Below are 17954 nucleotides of genomic sequence, written 5' to 3'. Positions count from 1 at the left end.
CTACCAGGTGGTGGGGCTGCTCAAGCCATGCTCGGCCTGCGGTTGGAAACGGGAACCGGGGCGAGAGAGAGCTCGCGGCTGTTTTGGTGGTGAACGGCCAGAATAGAAGCGCGACTAGAATGGGGCAAGCAACAGCTGATGCGAAGTGTTCGAGCGCGGCGCGAGCTTCGTAGCCCAAAACGAGCGTCAAGGCTTCCCGAACGGGGTGTCCTACGGCACCTCGTAGGTACACAGCCACAAGGACCGCAGAGAAAGAGATGATTGTCGCCCACAGGGAGGCAGGGCATTGTCGAGCAAAGTGCAGAGGGTTGGTGGTCATCGGGCATCCAGGATGTAAGCGGCCCGCCGGCGAATCCATCGGGCTCATCCGGGTATAGTTTTCGCTGTTATCCCTGCCGCGGCTTTTTGCCGAAAATTTTGGCAGATGGAAGCGGCTATGGTGGGAGTGCGAGAAAAGTGGGCGATTTGGAACGACTTTTCGGGCGACCGATTTGAAGGGCTTGCGCAGGGATTACCACCCAGGTACAAATGGGGGCGCGTTTCATGCAATTAACGGAAAGGCCCCTTTTTGACCATGACAACCCCAGTATCCAGCAAAGACAGGCAACTCCACCGCACGTCGCACGCTCCTGGCACCAAAGAGATCGCAGCGGTTGAAAAGTTCGACGCGTGGATCGAAGATCAGCCCTTTCGTGCCGGGACGAAGCGCGTGTACAAGGCAATTTGGGGCAAGTTTGTACGCAAAATGATTGGGGAGGGCCGCGACTTGGCGAAACTTCATCCCGATCAGGTTCGCCTCTTCCTTGAGACCCTGTCGTATAGCAAAAAAAACGAGGGGACTTTACGTAGCGGAGGCGATGCGCCGGCAATGACCAATCGGACATCGCCTCCGTCGCCTGCAGGGCGAAAGAACGTGAAGCGACAGCAGCGAGAGCGCTACGCCTTCATGATCGAGCGCGCATTGTTGGCGCTGATGCCCCCAGAGGCGACGACGACCAAGCTGTTGCGCTCCGGACAAGGGTGGGGAGGCACAAAGGAGGCAACCTGGCGCGACGTGCCCGCCAATGCCGAGTTCCGGGTCTTGCCGATTCAGCAACGGCGGCAGTTGGAGGAAAAGTTGGTCGAGGAAGCCCGCGCGCTGCACGCGCGTGCAGACGGGCTCACTGCCGGTGAATGGCGTCGGCTGAGGGATACCGCGATCGTCACGATCCTCTACGGTGCCGGTCTCAAGGCGGGTGAAATCCCCTGGCTTTCCGTTAATTGCATCAAATACGCCCCCGAGGTGGGGGTCGCGGCTGTCGATACCCACGAGTACAACGGCGTGGGCCCCGCCGACAGGGCCTTGTCGAAAGAGGCTGCCGAGAACAAGCCCCACGTTGACGCTGTGCATGCCCATATTGGCGACGGCCGCGGCGCGCATCGCCTGGTCCCCGTAATGCCCTGGGTCATGGAAATCCTGGCGCCGTGGGCGGACCATGTCGCGGCCACATACGGCGCGCCGGCCGGCGAATACACGCGTCTCTTCCCAGTTGGCCCGACTTACTCGAGCGGCCGTCTATCCTTCATGAACCCATCTACCCTCGCCCGGATCGTCGGCAAATGGTGGCCGGTCGACAAGGACAGTTCCGAACCGCAGCTGGTGCTGACAGCCCAGGTCCTTCGGAACAGCTTCGCAGGAAATCTTATCGACGCCGGCGTAGGGCTGGATGATATGGAAACGCTGATGGGGTATGCCGAGGGCAGTTCAGGCGCATTCAGACTGCGCGAGGTTTATCTGTCGCGGATCCCAGGCACCCAACTCGCCCTCTTTAAGTGACGGTGTTAGGTTTCACACGTGAAACTTCGAAAAGTTCAGCTTATCGTGCTCGCTCCGCCTTGCCGCTCTCAAGTCCAGTGCCATAGCATGGAGGAGCACCTCAGGAGCCTCTAAATGTCGTTCTCGTTCGCCAGCAATGCGCCCCAAGCAGTCAAACCCCAGCGGGTGATCGCCGTCATCGGCACGGCAGGCCGGGACCGGGAGCGCCCCATGACCCGAGATCTCTGGCTCGCAATGACTGTGGATTTGAAGCGCCGTGTCGATGGCAGCGATCACCTGGTATCGGGTGGCGCAGCGTGGGCGGACCACCTAGCGGTGCATGCGTTTCTTAACGGCTGGGTCGACCAGCTGACGTTGTATCTGCCCGCGCCGTTCGAAGTCGGCCTGTTCCAGGGGCCAGGGAAGTCGGCTGCTAGCGCAGCCAATTTCTACCACGAGAGGTTCTCAGCGACGATCAGGGAGCACTCTCGGAACCAGATAGCCCAGGCCATCGAAAGGGGCGCCAAGGCTCAGTATGAGCCTCCGGCCGCTGGCTACGGCGCAATGTTCGCTCGGAACAAAAAGGTCGCCAATTTGGCAACGGCGTGTCTCGCTTACACCTTCGGGGACGGACAAGAGCCCGCTGATGGCGGAACGCTGAACACTTGGAAGCAGATTCACGGGGAAGGGCGGGTTCATGTGCCCCTAGCTACGTTAGTCACCCAGTCCAACCACGATCTACTCGCGGCTCCATCTGACCAGCATGATCGGCCCCGCTTCCGTTTTGGGGGTAGAGCCTGAAGGGTGTGCAGCCGCAGCTTAAGCCGCGCGATCGCGCGGTTGTCGCACGGGTGGCCGCGCCAATTCCTCGATCTCAGACTGGCACCCCTCGATGTGCCGGATCGCCTCGGTCATCCCCTCAATCGCCAGGCGAGCATTTCTCGGGTTCGTGTCGGCAATACATTCGCGCATGAACATCGCGCTGATGAAGTCGGCCAGTAGGTCTCTTCGAGGATGGGGGATGAGGTGCCGCGAGAGCATGATCCTGCCTATCGCGGCCGAGGTGTCGAAGCACCGTGCGTAGGCCGGTGCAGAGCCGCGCGTACACGGCCGATCAAATCCTCGAGAGGCGCTGCCCCCGGCACCAAGCGGGAACCCAGCGCCGCTGCTATCGGGCGAAGCTGCGAGAAATTCGCGTCAAGGGAAGAAGGGGCGGTAGGTTGCGACATGGTGACGTCCGTTATTCGGCATAGGGGCACTACGCCAGGTCAGTTTCGAGGAATTCGCAAAACAGCGAGACCTCCCTGACGGGCTCGCGCACACGCACGTCCGTCAGGGGTATGTTCTGGCTCTTGCAGTTGGTCAAGAACAGAGCGTACGCATAGGCCTGCGACACGAGTTCGCAGTACAACGCTTCGCCCAGCCTCGTCCGGCTGGCCTCGATTAGGCCGGCGCAGTGGTCCAATCGCTTGATATGGGACTCAGTCCGGTTCACTCGGGCTTCGGCCAGGCGCTGAACAACGTCTGCATAGGACGGAAGCGCTTCAGATTGCATGTCTATTCCTCTTCCGTACGCCAGCAAGCCGACGCACGATCAAATTCTAACGTTATACGTACAGATCCGCAGTGAATTCCATCCTAGCAATTCGTTGGTATTCGAATCAATGCAAACTCAACCCGTATTGATTTTGCCCCCCGTCATTTCGTTAAAATGACATCATCAATTTCAAAGGATCGTTCATGGGTGAAGCACGACGCCGACAAGCTCAGCGCGCCGCGGCAGATGCAGCGAGCAACAAGGTGGATTTCGCAATGGTGGCTTCTGCCGTGACCCGGCTATGCCGCGCCACGAGTGGCGAGCTGGGTCGCGACTGCCTCACGCAGGCGGTATTGGCAGCTGAACTCCTCAAACGCCTGGGCGTTGAGTCTGAAGTGCGCGTTGGGTTCGCCGCTTGGCGCGTGGGCGACGGGGACGGGGACGTTGTTTCGCACATTCCGAACCCGAATTACAAGCCTCGGCACGCGCGAGAAGCGATGTACCACGCCTGGCTCGAAGTGGGGAACCAGATCTTCGACGTGACCACGGCCCAACTGGCCGACAAAGCCAAGGCACTCGATGCGCTTGACGGTGGCACCACTGATGTCCAATGGGCTCCGCAATTCCTGCTGATCCCGTTTGGCGAAGTGTCTTCCTATCAAGAAGTCGCACAGGGACTCAAGGGCCTAGTCTTCTATAAGGCGGATGAGAACCTGAAGGCCATGGTACTGCAGGGCTTCGAGCCGCCCGACTCGCAAGATTTCGCCAATCTCTGGATGGTCTATCAAGCGCCGGATGCGAACGTGTTCGGTCCAAATCATCTTAGCTGACATCAGCGGATTTCGAATCCCACCGGCTTCAATGCCGGTCAATCCAAGAAGGAACGTATGACAATTCGCCCCCAGCATTTCCTTCGATGGCTTATCGCGGCCGCTCTCGGCATGCCAACACTGCACACGCAGGCCTTTGCCGACACGACATCGAGCCATGCAACCGGAAATGCAAGAAAACTTGTTATCGATTTGGCCAACGCAGAAATCGATGTGATCCAAGGAAGTCGCGACAGCTATACGGTCGAGGGCGAGGATACCAGTCACGTCCGAATCGATCGCGATGGTGATACGCTCAAAATTCTCGGCCCCCGTGACAGCGGTGGTAACGTTGTTGTCACTGGGCCCGGGCCAGTCTCTGTGTATTCGTCGAACAGCCTTGTGGTTGTGAACGGCGTGGTGGTGTCTGGGGGTACGAAAAACCGAGCTCCGACCACACCCGTGAAAGTTCGCGTCACCGCTGGTTCCGTGCAAGACGTTGTGCTGCTTAGCGCAAAGAGCGTTCGGCTGACCGGCGTAAACACCGAGCGACTTTCACTGGCAGTTGTAGGGCAAGGTGACATCTGGGCTGCCGGCAAGGTGGGGTCTCTATCCGCCAGCATCACAGGACAATGCGCGATTCACGCGCGCAAGCTCTCAGCGAATACCGTCGATGCCCGCCTGAATGGTATGGGCAATATTGCCACCTTCGCATCAGATTCGTTGAGCGCCAACCTTACCGGAATGGGAAATATCACTGTTTCCGGCAACCCGAAATCCCGACAAACGAAAATGACGGGCATGGGGCAAATCCTAGACGTGGAGTGAGCAGCAAAGTTTTAAGTTGCCTGTGCTATTGATTTTGCACCTTCACATCTGTGATAATTTAAAGCTGTCCTTCCCTAGCGAAGTATGCGTATGTAGCTCAATGGTAGAGCTGTGGCCTTCCAAGCCTCTGATTCGGGTTCGATTCCCGACAGCCGCTCCAGCAGTCTTTTGAGGCAGCCTCAGCTGCCTTGACCCCAACTCTTCCGCAGGACAGTATCCAAACCAGCGGCTCCTCTCTCCGTGTTGATAGCTGTGGAATGACAAACAATAAAAAAGGACACGCCATGCGATTCCACAAGCCTTGGAAGCCGGTTGCGGCAAAACGCCCCATGCTGCCCACTCCAGCGTTCATGCGGCCCCACACCACACAGGCGCCTGCACTCGCGAATTTTCAGCTTAATCGGGGGAACGCAGCGCCAGTCGCTAACGAGCAGATCGGCCGCGCTAAACTTGTTGCGTGAGCGGCTAGGCCGCGTCGATAGAGCTCCTCAAGTTTCCAGTCGCATCATGTTCAACGCGCAGAACGGGTACATATCGTCCGAAGATGGAACGCCACTGGTCCTCTTCCATTTGACTGCTGTGGCCTTTGGGGAACTCGACCCTTCCAGAACCAGTGACGGCGGCCTGCACTTTGGCCCCTTGGACCAGGGGATGATGAGGACCGCCGGCGCCGGCATCGCGCGCAGGACAATTTCCGCGCGGATCCGGATGACTAACCCTGCGCGCAGCAAGGATCAGGGCGGGAACTGGAAGGATAAGATCCAACGCGCCAAGGCCGCCGGCAAAGACGGAATCGTCTACCTAAACCGCTACGAAGGGATGACCACAGCGATCATCGATCGGCTTTCCAAGTCAGGGCATTTGAACGGCCTTGATGACCTCAGCGACGCGGCGTTCAAGAGGCTGGTCCCGGAAGCGCAGGACAGCTACATCGTGTTTTCCGTCGAGCAACTCGATATCCTGGCGCCGGAAGACCAGACCCACGTTCCACCGCAACGCCCAAAGTTCAGCGGCTAGGCGACCCAAGGGGCTCACCAAGCGTTTTTCTCTTCGCATTGACCACCGCCGCGAACCGATCCCGGATCGGCCGCCATTCCCATTCATCGTCGTTTGAGATGAACGACAACAGCGGTACAAGCGCAGCGCGCGCCTCATTCCAAAGCATCCGACCGCCTTCGAGCGCATCCATGTCCGCTTGCGGGATGACCCACCCAACGATACGAACGCCGCGCTCGCGCAACAGGTCGCTCACGTCGCGCATGTTGTTCGCGCCCCCGCCCGTTCCCTCAAGTGCCAAGCGCCCCCGGGCAAATACATACCATTCGCCCGTCACGGTCGACTCCAGCACATAGCCCGGCAGCCGGTAATGCGTGGACGGCTGATCCTCCACCAGCAGATGAACCACAGGCCCTTCAACCATGCGCAATATCGACTCCAGCGAGTCGGTCGCATCGAATGTGCGAAAGCGACGCACGCCGGGGGGGTCCTTTCGAGTGGGCGACTCATCAGCGATGATCGGAACGACTTCAGCAGCTGAGCCTTTCTCTTCAGACCCGCGTCCAAACAAAAAATAATCCATTCGCGCGGAGAGAATGTTCTTGAACAGGTCGAGAAGAAAAGAAGTCGATTCCATTAATTCACAATCTCAAGAAGGGAAGGAGAGGATCATTGCGGAAGGCGACTTCATCAACCGTACGCCAGTGCCCAAGCGTGATCCTCGCCCTTGTGTTGGGCCAAGCCCACCACCAACGAAAACAGATAGACCGGATCTTCGTCCAACCACCGGTGAATTTGTTCGAGTCTAGTTGCCAGCATCGGAGCATCAACCAGGCTCGTTTTAGCAACGCCACCCCCCCAGTTGCCACAGAGGTGTGCCAACTCCGGATACAAGATAGCCGATTCCGCCGAAATCACTGCTTGATACGCGGCATTGACCGATGTGGAAGGAAGGCGCCCAAGAGTGCGGATCAACTCATGGACGATCGTCGCCCGATGCTGACGGGCAGAACCCTCCGATGTGACATTCCTTCCGAACATGGAAACTCCGAAGCTGGCTTTCTTCACGAGGCAAAGCGCCTCCCGTCATCGGCTCAGAATTTATCACCTAGCGAACCCTGCCCACCCCTTGACTTTCGATCTCGCGATTTATCTAGATCGGTTTCAATTCGCCTTGGTCCGCTATGACGCCGGGCCTACCATGATCGCTTCACGAGGGCATTAGATGAAACGCACAGCGTCTAGCGCAAGAACGGTAGTTTCCCAATCCATCTGGGTGTTTGTGATGATTCTGCTCACGCCATTTGCATGTGTCGCGAGAGTGGCTGGTTTCAAATCGATGTGGTCACGGACGCCTCCGTCCACGACCTGGTCCTCAACGGCGACTCGGCCGGGCGCCGCGGACTCACACTTCGAAAGGCAGTTCTGACCGCCATGGATTTCGTCAAAGAACTGCTCCAATTCCTTCGACATCGCCGCAAGCTCTGGCTGCTGCCGGTCATCCTCATCCTGGTCCTGACCGGGTTTCTATCAGCCGGTGCCATACATGGCGCTATCGCAGTCCCGTTCATGTACACCCTGTTCTGATGACCTGCATTCTTGGCATCTCAGCTTATTTCCATGACTCCGCGGCGGCCGTATTGGTCGATGGCCAGATCGTGGCGGCAGCGCAGGAAGAGCGCTTTAGCCGAGTCAAGCACGATCCCGCCTTTCCAGCTGCCGCTGCCCGGGCGTGCCTGCGCCATGCAGGGCTGGATCCATCAGACGTGGACCAGGTCGTGTTCTACGAGAAGCCGTTCCTGCGCTTCGAAAGACTGCTCGAAACGTGCCTAAACGTGCTGCCCAGCGGGCTTCGCACCCAAGCGCAAATCCTGCCCACCTGGTTCTCCGACAAGCTATTCATGCGTCGGCGGTTGGAGCGCGACCTCTGCTCCTCCCTAGGGCCGGCAGAATGGGGAAGCCGCCTGCGCTTCTCGGAACACCATCTGAGTCATGCGGCGTCAGCCTTCTACCCTTCGCCGTATTCCAGCGCGGCTGTCGTCACGCTCGACGGCGTGGGCGAGTGGAGCACCACGGCGATCTACCAGGGGCAGGGCGAGCTATTGACGCCTCTGCAGGAAATCCGCTTTCCACATTCGCTTGGGCTGCTGTATTCAGCGGCCACAGCCTTTCTTGGCTTCCGAGTGAATTCGGGTGAATACAAGGTCATGGGGATGGCAGCCTATGGCAAGCCGAAGTACTTGGATGCGATCCTGCGCTTCATGTTGACGCTGAATCGAGACGGATCGTACTGGCTCAATCCGCGCTTTTTTTCCTACACGCACTCGATGTGCATGTACTCCAACGCATTCGGGGAGCTTTTCGGATTGAAACCCCGACCGGCTGAAGCGCCCCTCGAGCAAGGTCACTACGACCTGGCCGCTTCAATCCAGGCCGCCCTGGAGCTTGCCGCGCTCGGCGTTTGCAGGCAGGCGTTTGCCCTTACGGGGGAGGATCGTCTATGTCTGGCAGGTGGAGTGGCCTTGAACTGCGTTATGAACGCTCGGGTGCGCGCGGAAGGCCCTTTCCGAGAAGTATGGGTTCAGCCAGCGGCGGGGGACGCCGGTGGCGCGATGGGGGCCGCGCTCGCCTATTGGCACGCGACAGGAGACATTGAGCGCCGCCGCTGGCGCCAGACGTCCGCCGCTTTAGGCCTCGAGTACGGCGAGCGAAGCACAGTTGCCACGCTTGACCAGCATGGCGCGAAGTATGTCTTGCTAGAGCCCGAAGATCTCACCGTCGCCGTGGCCAAGGCATTGGCTGACGACTCGGTAGTCGGTTGGCATCAGGGCAGGTCAGAATTCGGCCCCCGCGCCTTGGGGAGGCGATCAATTCTGGCCAACCCCCGGGCCGCCGGCATACAAGATCGGTTGAACCGAAGGGTGAAAAGTCGGGAATCGTTCCGGCCGTTCGCACCGGTCCTTCGGTGTGAGCGCCTGGCAGACACTCTGAGCACCGCCTGGCGCGACCCGTTCATGGTTTTTACGCAGACTGGCCTGGGCGGAATGGATCTAGGCGCGGCCGCCCATGTGGACGGCTCGAGCCGGGCGCAGACAATTCAGGCCGAAGAGGATCCATTACTGTGGAACGTGCTGGAACGCTTCGAATCCCTGACTGGCTGCCCAGCGCTGGTCAACACCTCGTTCAACGTGCGAGGGGAGCCCATGGTGGAATCCCCTGAAGATGCTTTGCGCTGCTTCATGCACACAGATATGGACGCGCTTGTGATCGGCCGCGCCTTGCTTTTGAAGTCAGATCAGCCCGCCGGGCTCATACAAGGCCGCACCTATGAACCGGACTGATCGCCCCCGCCAAGCGGTTCTGTGGTCTGCCGCGGCCATTGTCCTTCTAATCGTGTATTCCCTATTGGTCCTATCTGATTGGCTGCTGTACACCGCCCAGGCTCGGACAAACAGAAGCGCGGAGGCTCGGCAGGCTCAGGCAATTTGGCTGATGCAGGACCGCATCCTGAACATTGAACCGCGCGAGCGCTTAGCCGCTTATGAGGCCGGCTTCGAGAAAAATCTCTTTCTGACCGATTTCGACAGCCCATACATGGGCGATTTGGTCACGAAACACGGGGTCGCGCCCTTGGCGCCTCAACCCAACGCCCGTATCGCATACTGCGACGAAGGGTATGGCCTGGTGCGGTATCAGTCCGATCGCTTCGGCTTTCGAAACGACGATCAAGCCTGGAACCGCGCTTCCCCAGCCGTTGTCCTGATCGGCGATTCGTTCGTGCATGGCGCTTGCCAAGATGAACGGAGCGCGCTTGCCGGCCAACTGCAGAGCAAGGTCGATGGTGTGGTCTTGAACCTCGGAACAGCAGGCAACGGCCCGATCCACTACGCTGCGATCGCCAAGACATTTCTTCCGGCCATTCATCCGAAGCATGCCGTCATGGTCTTCTTCGCGAACGACAATCTCGACGAATCACGGAGCATCTACCGATCCTTCCTCGATCAAGACCTCAACTATCTGATTCAAGACCCCGATGGCCGCTTGGACCTTGCACCGAACGTGAGAGCGCTCTACGTCGACGCAGTAGCACGCATTCCCGCGCCTATGGGCGCAGACCCCAAACCCTACTCGCCGTCACCGCAAACCATGTCGGACATCCGCCAATGGGAAGCCGCACGGCGGGCGCAACGGATGGGGCGTACAGTCGGCCCCGCGTGGCAGTCCAGGCTCAGCCTTGCTACCCTGAGGGCGACCATCCGTCAGCTAGCGGCAGACTGGAGGGGCCACCCCCCCTGGTCTACGACCTTGGCCGTCGACACGCTGAAGCAGTACTGCAAAGCCCCAGAATGCGAGCCCCTAATCGTCTACATACCGCCCAGCGAGTTCTGGAGCCCCGACGCGCGCGCCGACCACTACCGTGACGCACTCAAGCGCTACCTGGAGCGCGCGCACGTGCGCTTTGTGAACGCCTCACCAGAACTCGAATCCATAGGACCCCGTGCCTACGCGCGCAGCGGGCCGCATCTATCGCCGGAAGGATACGAAGCCGTAGCGGGGGCCATCTCCGCGGCAATTCATGATTCCGACTAGGGAGGCGAGTTGGGTGCAGATTCGAACTCGAAATTTCAAGGGGCTTCCGAGTTGAGTTTTAGAGATCGAAATTGGTATCTTGAATTCACCATATTAGGAATTCACATGTACAAAACGACCGTCCATCAACACCACGATCTGAAGAGCGAACTCAACTTCCTTGCTTTCCATTACCACGCTCTGGACAACCCGCTCGTCAGCGATGATGAGTACGACGCTCTCATGCGTGAACTTCTAAGGTTGGAAGGCTCCGACCCCGGGCTCGACACGTCGGACTCCCCGAGTTCGCGCGTCGGAGGCAACCGACTCCCTCATCTGGAAGAAGTCGATCATGGCGCCCCCATGCTGTCGTTGGCCAACGCCATGAATGAAGAAGAGGCCCGGGCGTTCTCTCGCTCCGTCTCTCAAGGACTCGGCCTGGCCGAATCGGAGATCGTCTACCACGTGTGACCCAAAGTACGACGGGCTTGCGGTCCGACTGCGCTATGAAAACGGCCTATTCGTGCAGGCAGTCACCCGCGGCGATGGAACCGTAGGAGAGGACGTTACCGCCCAGGCGCGCACCATCCGAAATCTTCCCCTTCGTCTTCAAGGTGTGACGGCACCTCAGATGGAGATCCGCGGCGAAGTGGTGATGCCTATTGCCGTCCTGCAACGGCTCAACCAGGAGCGGGAGGCGGCCGGCGAAAAGCTCCTCGCCAACCCCCGTAACGCAGCCGCAGGTGCAATGCGCCAGCTGGATCCGTCCGAAACCGCACGTCGAGGCCTGCAGTTTTTTGCATATGGCCTGGGCGACTGCGTCGGCTATCACCCATCGTCCAGCCATGCAGAGCAGCTGGATATGATCAACCGCATGGGCTTCGCCGTCAGCAAGTTGCGCCGGATCGCAGTAGGCACTGACGAGTTGCTGGAAGCGTTCCAGGAGTTTGGCGCGGCGCGTGACGGCTTGCCATTCGAGATCGACGGCGCCGTTTTCAAGGTGAACAACGTGCTCCTGCAGGAGCAGTTGGGCTGGACGAGCCGCACACCCAAATGGGCGATCGCGTTCAAATTTCCTGCCATGGAAGCAGTGACGATCCTGGAGGATATCGACCTCCAGATCGGTCGCACTGGCGCCGTGACGCCCGTGGCGCGCTTAAAGCCGGTAGTTGTTGGCGGAGTGACCGTGACCAACGCCACACTTCACAACCAAAGCGAGATCATCCGCAAGGGGATCATGGTTGGAGATTCCGTCATCGTACGCCGTGCAGGCGACGTCATTCCTGAAGTCGTGCGCCCTGTGGAAGCGCTGCGCACGGGGGCAGAAAAGCCCTTTACGTTCCCAACCATCTGCCCTGTCTGCAATTCGCGAATTGCGAAGAAGGAAGATGAGGCAGTATGGCGCTGCACTGGCGGACTCCACTGCAAGCCTCAACGGCTTTTCGCCTTGACGCATTTTGTCTCGCGAAACGCAATGAACATCGACGGGTTCGGTGTTGGCCGGCTGGAACAACTGCTAACCGAGGGCATCGTTGAACGCCCGAGCGATCTTTATTCGCTCACTGAGGAACGTCTCGCCGGGCTCCCCGGACTTGGGGCGGTGTCGGCCGCGAAAATGGTTAAAGCCATCCAGGCTTCCCGTGAGCCGGAGTTGCGCCGATTCATCTTCGCTCTGGGCATCCATGGATGCGGCGAGGGAACAGCTAAGCGTCTCGCCAAGACGTTCAGCTCAGTGAATGAGGTGATGTCGGCGTCTATGGAACGCCTTATGTCGATCGATGATGTCGGCGAGTACACGGCAACTCAAATTCGAACGTTTGCAGAGAACGCCGCGTCTCAAGATGAGCTCGCAAAGCTTTTGGCATATATCAGTCCGCAGGCGATGGCCACGAGCGTCGGCACAGAACTGGGCGGAATGACTTTCGTGATTACCGGAAAGCTCTCAAAGCCGCGCAGTGAGTGGGAGAAAGCGATTGAGCTGGCGGGCGGCAAAGTATCGGGCAGTGTGTCAAAGAAGACGGCTTTCTTGATTGCTGGCTCCGACGCGGGAGACAAGCTAACTAAGGCTCAATCCCTGGGCGTCCGTATTGTCTCCGAGGACGAAGCTTTGGCGATGATCTCCGGGTAATAGACACCTGTATTATCCGAATTTGATATCGTTAGGGGGCCGTAACATTCGGTCCTCTAACAGAGTTCATCTTCAAGCCAAGGGATTTGATGGACAAAACGCTCAAGAAAATTCAATCGGACATTGATAAGCTGGAGGCCAAAAAGGCGAAGCTCATTCGCGACAAAGCGATTCCGGACATCATCGCGAAAATGCGCGCTGTAGGCGTAACTCCGAAAGATATCGAGGCTCATTGGGGAGCCGTGACGGTAAAGCGGGCCCGGTCACTCTCAGGAAAGTCGACCACAAAAGCAGGGAAGTCTAGCCGGCCAGCAAAGTACCGAGATCCCGCAAGTGGCGAAACCTGGTCAGGAATGGGCAAGCGTCCATTTTGGCTTCGTGATGCGGAAGACGCAGGCCGGAGCCGCGAGGAATTCCTCATCGATAGGGCAGCCGCCTAAGGAACGCTCCCAGCTAGCTCAAAAAAATTAGCGAATAAAGTGGCCAAGCACTCGACTTGGCCACTTTGGTTTCAGGCGTTCCAGTAAAGGTGCGAGTGAGCGCCAAGCGGGATGCCGATCAGCTGGACTATCCGCCCAGTTTGGAGGTCGACCACTGCGATGTTGTCGCTGTTACCACTGATCGCCACCCAGCCAGAATCGCCCACCGGGGCTGCGCCGCGAGGATCCGCCACGCCCATCGACAAGGTGTTCAGCCAGCGATCGGGAACACCAGGCGCCCGGACGAAGAGGGTTTGTGAGGCCGCGTGGGTCGCCACGCTCACTGCCCCGGTGGTAGCGAAGCTTTGACCGCGCCGCATTTGGTGGGGTAGGGCCTGGATCGTCTCAACCACTCCGCGTTCAGGCGACACGCGATAGAGGGGAACATATCGTTCGTACATGCTCGTGGCGAGCTCAAGCGGCAGCAGTGTCGTATGGTCGCGGGCCGCATGTTCATGCAGAAGCCCGTGACCGACACCCGCCCAAGCATTCATCCCCATGGCCAGAACCGTGCCATCGGCTTGTGGACTCAGGTGCGTGACTGCGCCCTCCAGAGGAAGGACGTGCTTTGCCACAACGGTCAGGTCGGATTTGCTCAAAAATGTGACACTTGGCTCGATCAGATCGAACATCAGGCGGCCGGCCGGCTCTGGCTCCGCAGCTTTTGTGCGATCCGGAACGCGATCGCCGTAGTGGGCAACGGCATAGAACTCTCCGCAATCGACGATTTCGTGCGGACGAAGGCCGCCAGTGGCGTGGCGAGAGACCTCATTGCCGTCGGCATCGACATAGAGCAGCAGGCCACCTTTCATCGGGTCCGAGATCAGCTCAGCAGAAATCAGCGCGCCGCGAGCGTGAGGCAATCCATGCCCCCGAAAGCTAATGTCAGGGAACCGCACCGCCCGAACGACCTCGTACTCGGAGGTGTACACCTCGAGCAACTCTCGCGATTGGTGGCCGATGCCCAGCTTTTGCCGCTTCGGATTGGCCTCCACAGGTTCCACCAACCCGTGTAGGTTCACAACAGCGCTGGGGATGTGACGCGCTTGGCCGGTGCCGGCGTCGACCACAACCAGGCAAGAGCGGGGGAGGGGTTCACCAGGCGCGGCGGGGAAACGGCTCTGCCCGTACACCGGAACGCAGAAGACCCCAGGTGTGTTATGCACCTCGGCCGCCGCCGCTGGGGCAGCGCGCGCAGTCGCGGATGCCAGGGTTGCAACGCCGGCGGCCGCGAAAGTAGCGAGGAACTGTCGACGGGTGGATTCAACCATTTCGGGTCTCCTTTTCGTCGCCGTTGCGGGGAGACCAAACCCACCCTTCAAATGCCTCGAGTGCTTCGATTCGAGCGGCCGGTAGCTTGCCTTGCTTGAAGCGCGTGCGCATCCCGTAGACCCACATCCCCAGCTTGAAATTTTTCTTGCCGGGTCCCTGAGGGTGTTCGTAGTAGCGCGGCACCTTCGCATGGCCGTTCTTCTTCACAAACGCACGAAGGGCTTTCTGGGCCGTCTTCCACTTGCTCTCGCTGTCAGCCTTCTTCCAGTCGTCCAGAAAATGGGGCAACGATTTCAGCGTTTTCAAATGCTCCCGGGTCAACTTCGGCTTTTTGGATTCTGGCTTGCGGCCCGCGGCGCCAGACTGAGTAGTTGCCGCATCACGATAGCGCCGACGCTGTTGGGCAATCCATTTGCCCAGCTGGAAGAAGCCGTCGACCTCAAGATCCGGGGGCAATCGGCCCTGCAACTCGCGCGGGACCGGCACAAGTGTGTCGGGCGCGAAGCGAACCCCCAATGCGCGCTCATCTTCAGTGCGATCGGGTGACGCAAGATAGTCGCGGGTCAATTGGACCGCCTCGTTCCAGCCCCAATCCCAAGCCTTCCAGGTCCAGCCGGGGAGCTCCTCGAGCAACATGACCAAGTCCGGTCGCTTGTCCAGCCCTTGGCGCTGATACTTCGCTCGCTGGACGGCGACCCAGCGGCCCAGCGCGAAGCCATCGAAGACGGCAGACACAGCCACGCGGGTGTGGCCATGCTGTGCGTAAAACCGTTGAAGCACGGCCAAGCCACGCATAAACACCGCGTCCCGCGCGTTCGTCGATCGAGGCTCACCTGCCTGCATGTGAGGCGTTTCCGTAAACATCCGTGTATTGCTCCTAAACAACTTTTTATGTGGCGATCAAGGCCGGCAATCCGGCTCGCAACCGCGCCAGAATGTCCGCGAGAAAGTGCGACGGTCGGGAGTCGCTCGTGGCGCCGAACCACAACCCGTCGAGCTTGCGCGGCATGAAGCGGCGTGCGAACTCCTCTCGAGGCATTTCGAAGCATTGGGACAGCTCGCGCTGGCGGTGAGTCACGAGCTCGTTCACCGCTTTCTGCGCAACCTGGAGTTCCTGGCGTTCGCGCGATCGACCACCAAGAAGGTCGAAGTAGCGTCCCTCGAGCGGCTCGAGTTGGCGGATCAAGCTCGCCAGCATCTCGGTCGGGCTGACTTCGGAGAGAGGGAGGGGCGGAGGCTTTAGGCTCATACGTGCTTCTCGCCACCGAGCGCAGCGATCAGATCGTTGATGAGCTTGCGCATTTCTCCGCCGATGAGAGCGATCTCACCGTCCAGTCGTGCTGCCTCGTCCGTTTCGACCTCCTCGGCCTTGAGCACGTCGAGCGGCTTGATGCGCGCGAGCACGCCCTTTTCTGACAGCACAAAGGAGATCCGGTCCTGCCAGGTGAGAGCCATCTTGCAGCACTGCTTGCCCTGGCGCATGTGATCGCTTGCGTCAGTCGGCGCAACCGACTCATGAAGCCAGCGCACGCTGGCACGAGATTCCCCGGACGACTTCATCTCGACTTCCTGGTCGACGGAGAAACTGTCCGGCGCCTCATCAGTCACGAGCCAGTCCGTCATGGCGGCCGCCGGCGACTGCGCGGTGTACAGCATCTCGACGGGGAAGGGGTCGATATGCTTTGCGAACAGCCCGATCACCAGCTCGGCCGTGGCGTTGTTGTTCGTGTCGATCAGCAGGAGGTCTTCCCAGATCACGAAATTGGTCTGCTTCGTCGTGGGCAGCTGCTTGGGCAAGTGCTCATCAACGATTCGTTCCTTGATCTCCGCCTTCTGCTTGCGGCCCGGAGCGTAGCCCTGCTGCTTCTCGATCTCCTCGCATCGCTGTTTCAGCAGACGCTTGAGCGCGTTCCCCGGGATCTTTTTTTCGTCTCTCCGTACCGCCCCCACGCGAATGCCGGCCACTTCGTGGATCAGCCCCAAGCCAAGGTTGTCCACCACAGGCACGAAGCCAATGGAACTCGCTTCCAAGGAAGCGATGTCCTTGAAGCGGCCGCGTTCGAGCTGATCGAGCAGTACGTGAGTTTCAAGAGGGCTCGAGAGGCGATAGAGGGTGGCATTCTTGATCATGAGGTAGATCCTGTCGGTTTGATACGACCAAGATAGCAATCGAGAAAAACTGGCTCAACCTAAAATCGATTCATTTCTAGGTTTTGTGCTATTGCATCTATACTTTTGAAAACAGGAGATTCCTATGACTACCGACACGCCCGCCGCAGTCGCCACCGCGGCGATCGCATCCCTCTACATCATCCAGCGCACGGACTCGGCCCCGTTTCTCCGAGTTCAGGAAATCATGCCGAAGTCGGAAGAGGATCGCCGACAGCAACTCATGAGCCGTAACCCGGCCTCTCAGACCAAGGAAGAGGCGGAGCAGCGCCTGGCCAACTGTTTTGCAGCCAGGGCAAATGCAGCGCTTGCGGAGGCTCAAACCTATCTCAAGGCTCTCGAACAAAGTCCGGTGCCGGCGACAATGCCGATCCAAAGCATGCGGCTGACGGCACTGCCGCTAGGCGGGGAGGGGGGAAATCCAGGCAATTACACCGCAGAGATCCAAACACCAGACCCAGAAGAAGATCAGCACCAGATCGGTGTGACCTTCTTGGCCCCGGATGGAAGCGCGGCTGCTTTCGTTTCGGCAGGACTGAACGCCGATGGAGAGCCCTGGGTTCTGGTAACCACTGATGGCTTGGGCGAAGGCGATCCCAACGTCGAGGTCTACCCGCTTCGCCGGTCCGAAGACGCGGTGGTCGTAGACCACCACAACAGTCATCTGAGCCGCACACCGATCGCGACCAACCGATGAGGATCGCCACCTCGTTGCTCCTCCAGTCCCCCGGCAGCGTTGAAGTGAGGGCAGCGCTCGGACATGCCTTGGCCAAGGACATCCCGGTTGTGCGTGCTACGGCGGATATGTCCTCACTTTGCGATGCATACGCAAGCGGTGAGGACCTACTTCCCATCGGCTCAGTTGAATTTGTCAGAGCGGCGATGTGCGCCGCCGGCGTTAGAGAGCCGTCCCCCTGCCCATACCCTGACGCGCTGATCGCTTGGCGCAAGCGCCCGATCACGCGAATGTCGAAGGAAGCCGCGGTCCGCTATGCGTCAATCACCGACGTCTTCGTTAAGCCTGCAGACCAAGTCAAGCTGTTTACCGGCTTTGTTCTTTCGAAGGACTCCGCCAGGGACAAAGAATCGGCGGAGGACGCCGAAACGCTCGCCACACTGCCCCACAACACCCCTCTCTATGTTTCGCCCCCAGTGACATTCCTGAGCGAATGGCGTTGTTACGTGAGCGGCCAGAGCCTGGTCGGCATTGCCCGCTACGACGACCGGGCGGCAGACGCTCCCGCTCCCAACATGGCCGCCGTATGGGCAATGGTTCACGACTATGCGCTCGATGAAGACGCACCGAGCGCGTACGCCCTGGATGTCGGTGTATTGAGCGACGGGGAACAGCCCTTGTGGAAGTGAACGACGC

The 17954-nt window shown here is 59.4% G+C and carries 20 protein-coding genes and 1 tRNA gene; 14 read left to right on the top strand and 7 right to left on the bottom strand.

Features of this window, described 5'->3' with window-relative positions; genetic code table 11:
- The first annotated feature begins 568 nt into the window (after nucleotides 1–568).
- On the top strand, nucleotides 569–1816 hold the full coding sequence (locus AC1HFW_RS32040; protein ID WP_479286731.1) for a hypothetical protein: 1248 nt from the start codon (nucleotides 569–571) through the stop codon (nucleotides 1814–1816).
- Between the two features lie 114 nt (nucleotides 1817–1930).
- The gene (locus AC1HFW_RS32035; protein WP_479286729.1) at nucleotides 1931–2596 is read left to right on the top strand and encodes a hypothetical protein; all 666 of its coding nucleotides are present in this window, start codon (nucleotides 1931–1933) and stop codon (nucleotides 2594–2596) included.
- A 457-nt stretch (nucleotides 2597–3053) separates the two neighbouring features.
- Here AC1HFW_RS32035 and AC1HFW_RS32030 read toward each other — a convergent pair whose 3' ends face one another.
- Nucleotides 3054–3350: a hypothetical protein gene (locus tag AC1HFW_RS32030; protein ID WP_054433621.1), complete on the bottom strand. Its 297-nt coding sequence runs from the start codon at nucleotides 3348–3350 to the stop codon at nucleotides 3054–3056.
- 185 nt (nucleotides 3351–3535) lie between these two features.
- On the opposite strand from AC1HFW_RS32030, the gene AC1HFW_RS32025 reads away from it, so the two are divergent.
- From AC1HFW_RS32025 to AC1HFW_RS32010, 4 genes are all read left to right on the top strand, one after another.
- Nucleotides 3536–4162 (top strand): lasso peptide biosynthesis protein, encoded by a 627-nt coding sequence (locus AC1HFW_RS32025; RefSeq protein ID WP_479286728.1) that lies wholly within the window; start codon nucleotides 3536–3538, stop codon nucleotides 4160–4162.
- Nucleotides 4163–4219: 57 nt separating this feature from the next.
- Entirely contained in the window at nucleotides 4220–4969 is a 750-nt protein-coding gene (locus tag AC1HFW_RS32020) for a GIN domain-containing protein (protein ID WP_479286727.1), read from the top strand.
- Between the two features lie 86 nt (nucleotides 4970–5055).
- Nucleotides 5056–5129 (top strand) — tRNA-Gly (locus tag AC1HFW_RS32015).
- 347 nt (nucleotides 5130–5476) lie between these two features.
- On the top strand, nucleotides 5477–5986 hold the full coding sequence (locus AC1HFW_RS32010; protein ID WP_054433623.1) for a hypothetical protein: 510 nt from the start codon (nucleotides 5477–5479) through the stop codon (nucleotides 5984–5986).
- Here the strand turns inward: AC1HFW_RS32010 and AC1HFW_RS32005 are convergent.
- Together AC1HFW_RS32005 and AC1HFW_RS32000 are read right to left on the bottom strand one after the other, a co-directional pair.
- Nucleotides 5976–6602 (bottom strand): hypothetical protein, encoded by a 627-nt coding sequence (locus tag AC1HFW_RS32005; protein WP_479286725.1) that lies wholly within the window; start codon nucleotides 6600–6602, stop codon nucleotides 5976–5978. The two genes, AC1HFW_RS32010 and AC1HFW_RS32005, sit on opposite strands and share 11 nt — an antisense overlap.
- Before the next feature lie 53 nt (nucleotides 6603–6655).
- A complete protein-coding gene (locus AC1HFW_RS32000; RefSeq protein ID WP_479286724.1) occupies nucleotides 6656–7033 on the bottom strand; it encodes a hypothetical protein in 378 nt (125 codons plus the stop codon).
- A 240-nt stretch (nucleotides 7034–7273) separates the two neighbouring features.
- Here AC1HFW_RS32000 and AC1HFW_RS31995 point away from each other — a divergent pair, with 240 nt between their 5' ends.
- The 6 genes from AC1HFW_RS31995 to AC1HFW_RS31970 all read left to right on the top strand — a co-directional run bounded on the left by AC1HFW_RS31995 (nucleotide 7274) and on the right by AC1HFW_RS31970 (nucleotide 13102).
- Nucleotides 7274–7552 carry a DUF5989 family protein gene (locus AC1HFW_RS31995; protein WP_479286723.1) on the top strand — a complete coding sequence of 93 codons (279 nt, stop codon included), beginning with the start codon at nucleotides 7274–7276 and terminating at the stop codon, nucleotides 7550–7552.
- Nucleotides 7552–9306 (top strand): carbamoyltransferase family protein, encoded by a 1755-nt coding sequence (locus AC1HFW_RS31990; protein ID WP_479286722.1) that lies wholly within the window; start codon nucleotides 7552–7554, stop codon nucleotides 9304–9306. Before AC1HFW_RS31995 ends, AC1HFW_RS31990 begins: the two co-directional genes overlap by 1 nt.
- A gap of 151 nt (nucleotides 9307–9457) precedes the next feature.
- Nucleotides 9458–10555 carry a hypothetical protein gene (locus AC1HFW_RS31985; RefSeq protein ID WP_479286721.1) on the top strand — a complete coding sequence of 366 codons (1098 nt, stop codon included), beginning with the start codon at nucleotides 9458–9460 and terminating at the stop codon, nucleotides 10553–10555.
- Between the two features lie 105 nt (nucleotides 10556–10660).
- On the top strand, nucleotides 10661–11005 hold the full coding sequence (locus tag AC1HFW_RS31980) for a hypothetical protein (protein ID WP_479286720.1): 345 nt from the start codon (nucleotides 10661–10663) through the stop codon (nucleotides 11003–11005).
- Nucleotides 10923–12662 (top strand): NAD-dependent DNA ligase LigA, encoded by a 1740-nt coding sequence (ligA, locus tag AC1HFW_RS31975; RefSeq protein WP_479286719.1) that lies wholly within the window; start codon nucleotides 10923–10925, stop codon nucleotides 12660–12662. The genes AC1HFW_RS31980 and ligA overlap by 83 nt, the downstream gene beginning before the upstream one ends.
- A gap of 89 nt (nucleotides 12663–12751) precedes the next feature.
- Entirely contained in the window at nucleotides 12752–13102 is a 351-nt protein-coding gene (locus AC1HFW_RS31970; protein ID WP_479286718.1) for an H-NS histone family protein, read from the top strand.
- A gap of 71 nt (nucleotides 13103–13173) precedes the next feature.
- On the opposite strand, the gene AC1HFW_RS31965 is transcribed toward AC1HFW_RS31970, so the two are convergent.
- From AC1HFW_RS31965 to AC1HFW_RS31950, 4 genes are read right to left on the bottom strand one after another with little or no spacing between them, the layout of a single operon-like run.
- Nucleotides 13174–14412 carry a hypothetical protein gene (locus tag AC1HFW_RS31965; protein ID WP_479286717.1) on the bottom strand — a complete coding sequence of 413 codons (1239 nt, stop codon included), beginning with the start codon at nucleotides 14410–14412 and terminating at the stop codon, nucleotides 13174–13176.
- Complete coding sequence (locus AC1HFW_RS31960; RefSeq protein WP_479286716.1) at nucleotides 14405–15256, bottom strand: helicase associated domain-containing protein; 852 nt, start codon at nucleotides 15254–15256, stop codon at nucleotides 14405–14407. The genes AC1HFW_RS31965 and AC1HFW_RS31960 overlap by 8 nt, the downstream gene beginning before the upstream one ends.
- A gap of 46 nt (nucleotides 15257–15302) precedes the next feature.
- Nucleotides 15303–15662, bottom strand: a complete 360-nt coding sequence (locus AC1HFW_RS31955; RefSeq protein ID WP_479286715.1) for a hypothetical protein — start codon at nucleotides 15660–15662, stop codon at nucleotides 15303–15305.
- Nucleotides 15659–16543 (bottom strand): recombination-associated protein RdgC, encoded by an 885-nt coding sequence (locus AC1HFW_RS31950; RefSeq protein WP_479286714.1) that lies wholly within the window; start codon nucleotides 16541–16543, stop codon nucleotides 15659–15661. The genes AC1HFW_RS31955 and AC1HFW_RS31950 overlap by 4 nt, the downstream gene beginning before the upstream one ends.
- A gap of 124 nt (nucleotides 16544–16667) precedes the next feature.
- Between AC1HFW_RS31950 and AC1HFW_RS31945 the strand changes: the two genes are divergently transcribed.
- Both AC1HFW_RS31945 and AC1HFW_RS31940 read left to right on the top strand, forming a co-directional pair.
- Nucleotides 16668–17279, top strand: a complete 612-nt coding sequence (locus AC1HFW_RS31945) for a hypothetical protein (protein ID WP_479286713.1) — start codon at nucleotides 16668–16670, stop codon at nucleotides 17277–17279.
- Nucleotides 17276–17947: an ATP-grasp domain-containing protein gene (locus AC1HFW_RS31940; protein ID WP_479286711.1), complete on the top strand. Its 672-nt coding sequence runs from the start codon at nucleotides 17276–17278 to the stop codon at nucleotides 17945–17947. Before AC1HFW_RS31945 ends, AC1HFW_RS31940 begins: the two co-directional genes overlap by 4 nt.
- The last annotated feature ends 7 nt before the right edge of the window (nucleotides 17948–17954 follow it).

It is taken from the genome of Achromobacter sp. ISS7 (genome assembly GCF_056523125.1).
This window is presented reverse-complemented; position numbering and strand designations above follow the sequence as displayed.

Bases quoted from the DNA above. Each gene is read 5' to 3' on its own strand.
- AC1HFW_RS31980 (WP_479286720.1), top strand. From the start codon at position 10,661: ATGTACAAAACGACCGTCCATCAACACCACGATCTGAAGAGCGAACTC.
- AC1HFW_RS31940 (WP_479286711.1), top strand. From the start codon at position 17,276: ATGAGGATCGCCACCTCGTTGCTCCTCCAGTCCCCCGGCAGCGTTGAA.
- AC1HFW_RS31960 (WP_479286716.1), bottom strand. From the start codon at position 15,256: ATGCAGGCAGGTGAGCCTCGATCGACGAACGCGCGGGACGCGGTGTTT.
- AC1HFW_RS31965 (WP_479286717.1), bottom strand. From the start codon at position 14,412: ATGGTTGAATCCACCCGTCGACAGTTCCTCGCTACTTTCGCGGCCGCC.
- AC1HFW_RS31955 (WP_479286715.1), bottom strand. From the start codon at position 15,662: ATGAGCCTAAAGCCTCCGCCCCTCCCTCTCTCCGAAGTCAGCCCGACC.
- AC1HFW_RS32005 (WP_479286725.1), bottom strand. From the start codon at position 6,602: ATGGAATCGACTTCTTTTCTTCTCGACCTGTTCAAGAACATTCTCTCC.
- AC1HFW_RS31945 (WP_479286713.1), top strand. From the start codon at position 16,668: ATGACTACCGACACGCCCGCCGCAGTCGCCACCGCGGCGATCGCATCC.
- AC1HFW_RS32010 (WP_054433623.1), top strand. From the start codon at position 5,477: ATGTTCAACGCGCAGAACGGGTACATATCGTCCGAAGATGGAACGCCA.
- AC1HFW_RS32025 (WP_479286728.1), top strand. From the start codon at position 3,536: ATGGGTGAAGCACGACGCCGACAAGCTCAGCGCGCCGCGGCAGATGCA.
- AC1HFW_RS31970 (WP_479286718.1), top strand. From the start codon at position 12,752: ATGGACAAAACGCTCAAGAAAATTCAATCGGACATTGATAAGCTGGAG.
- AC1HFW_RS31990 (WP_479286722.1), top strand. From the start codon at position 7,552: ATGACCTGCATTCTTGGCATCTCAGCTTATTTCCATGACTCCGCGGCG.
- AC1HFW_RS31995 (WP_479286723.1), top strand. From the start codon at position 7,274: ATGTGTCGCGAGAGTGGCTGGTTTCAAATCGATGTGGTCACGGACGCC.
- AC1HFW_RS32030 (WP_054433621.1), bottom strand. From the start codon at position 3,350: ATGCAATCTGAAGCGCTTCCGTCCTATGCAGACGTTGTTCAGCGCCTG.
- AC1HFW_RS32020 (WP_479286727.1), top strand. From the start codon at position 4,220: ATGACAATTCGCCCCCAGCATTTCCTTCGATGGCTTATCGCGGCCGCT.
- ligA (WP_479286719.1), top strand. From the start codon at position 10,923: ATGAAGAAGAGGCCCGGGCGTTCTCTCGCTCCGTCTCTCAAGGACTCG.
- AC1HFW_RS31985 (WP_479286721.1), top strand. From the start codon at position 9,458: ATGCAGGACCGCATCCTGAACATTGAACCGCGCGAGCGCTTAGCCGCT.
- AC1HFW_RS32035 (WP_479286729.1), top strand. From the start codon at position 1,931: ATGTCGTTCTCGTTCGCCAGCAATGCGCCCCAAGCAGTCAAACCCCAG.
- AC1HFW_RS31950 (WP_479286714.1), bottom strand. From the start codon at position 16,543: ATGATCAAGAATGCCACCCTCTATCGCCTCTCGAGCCCTCTTGAAACT.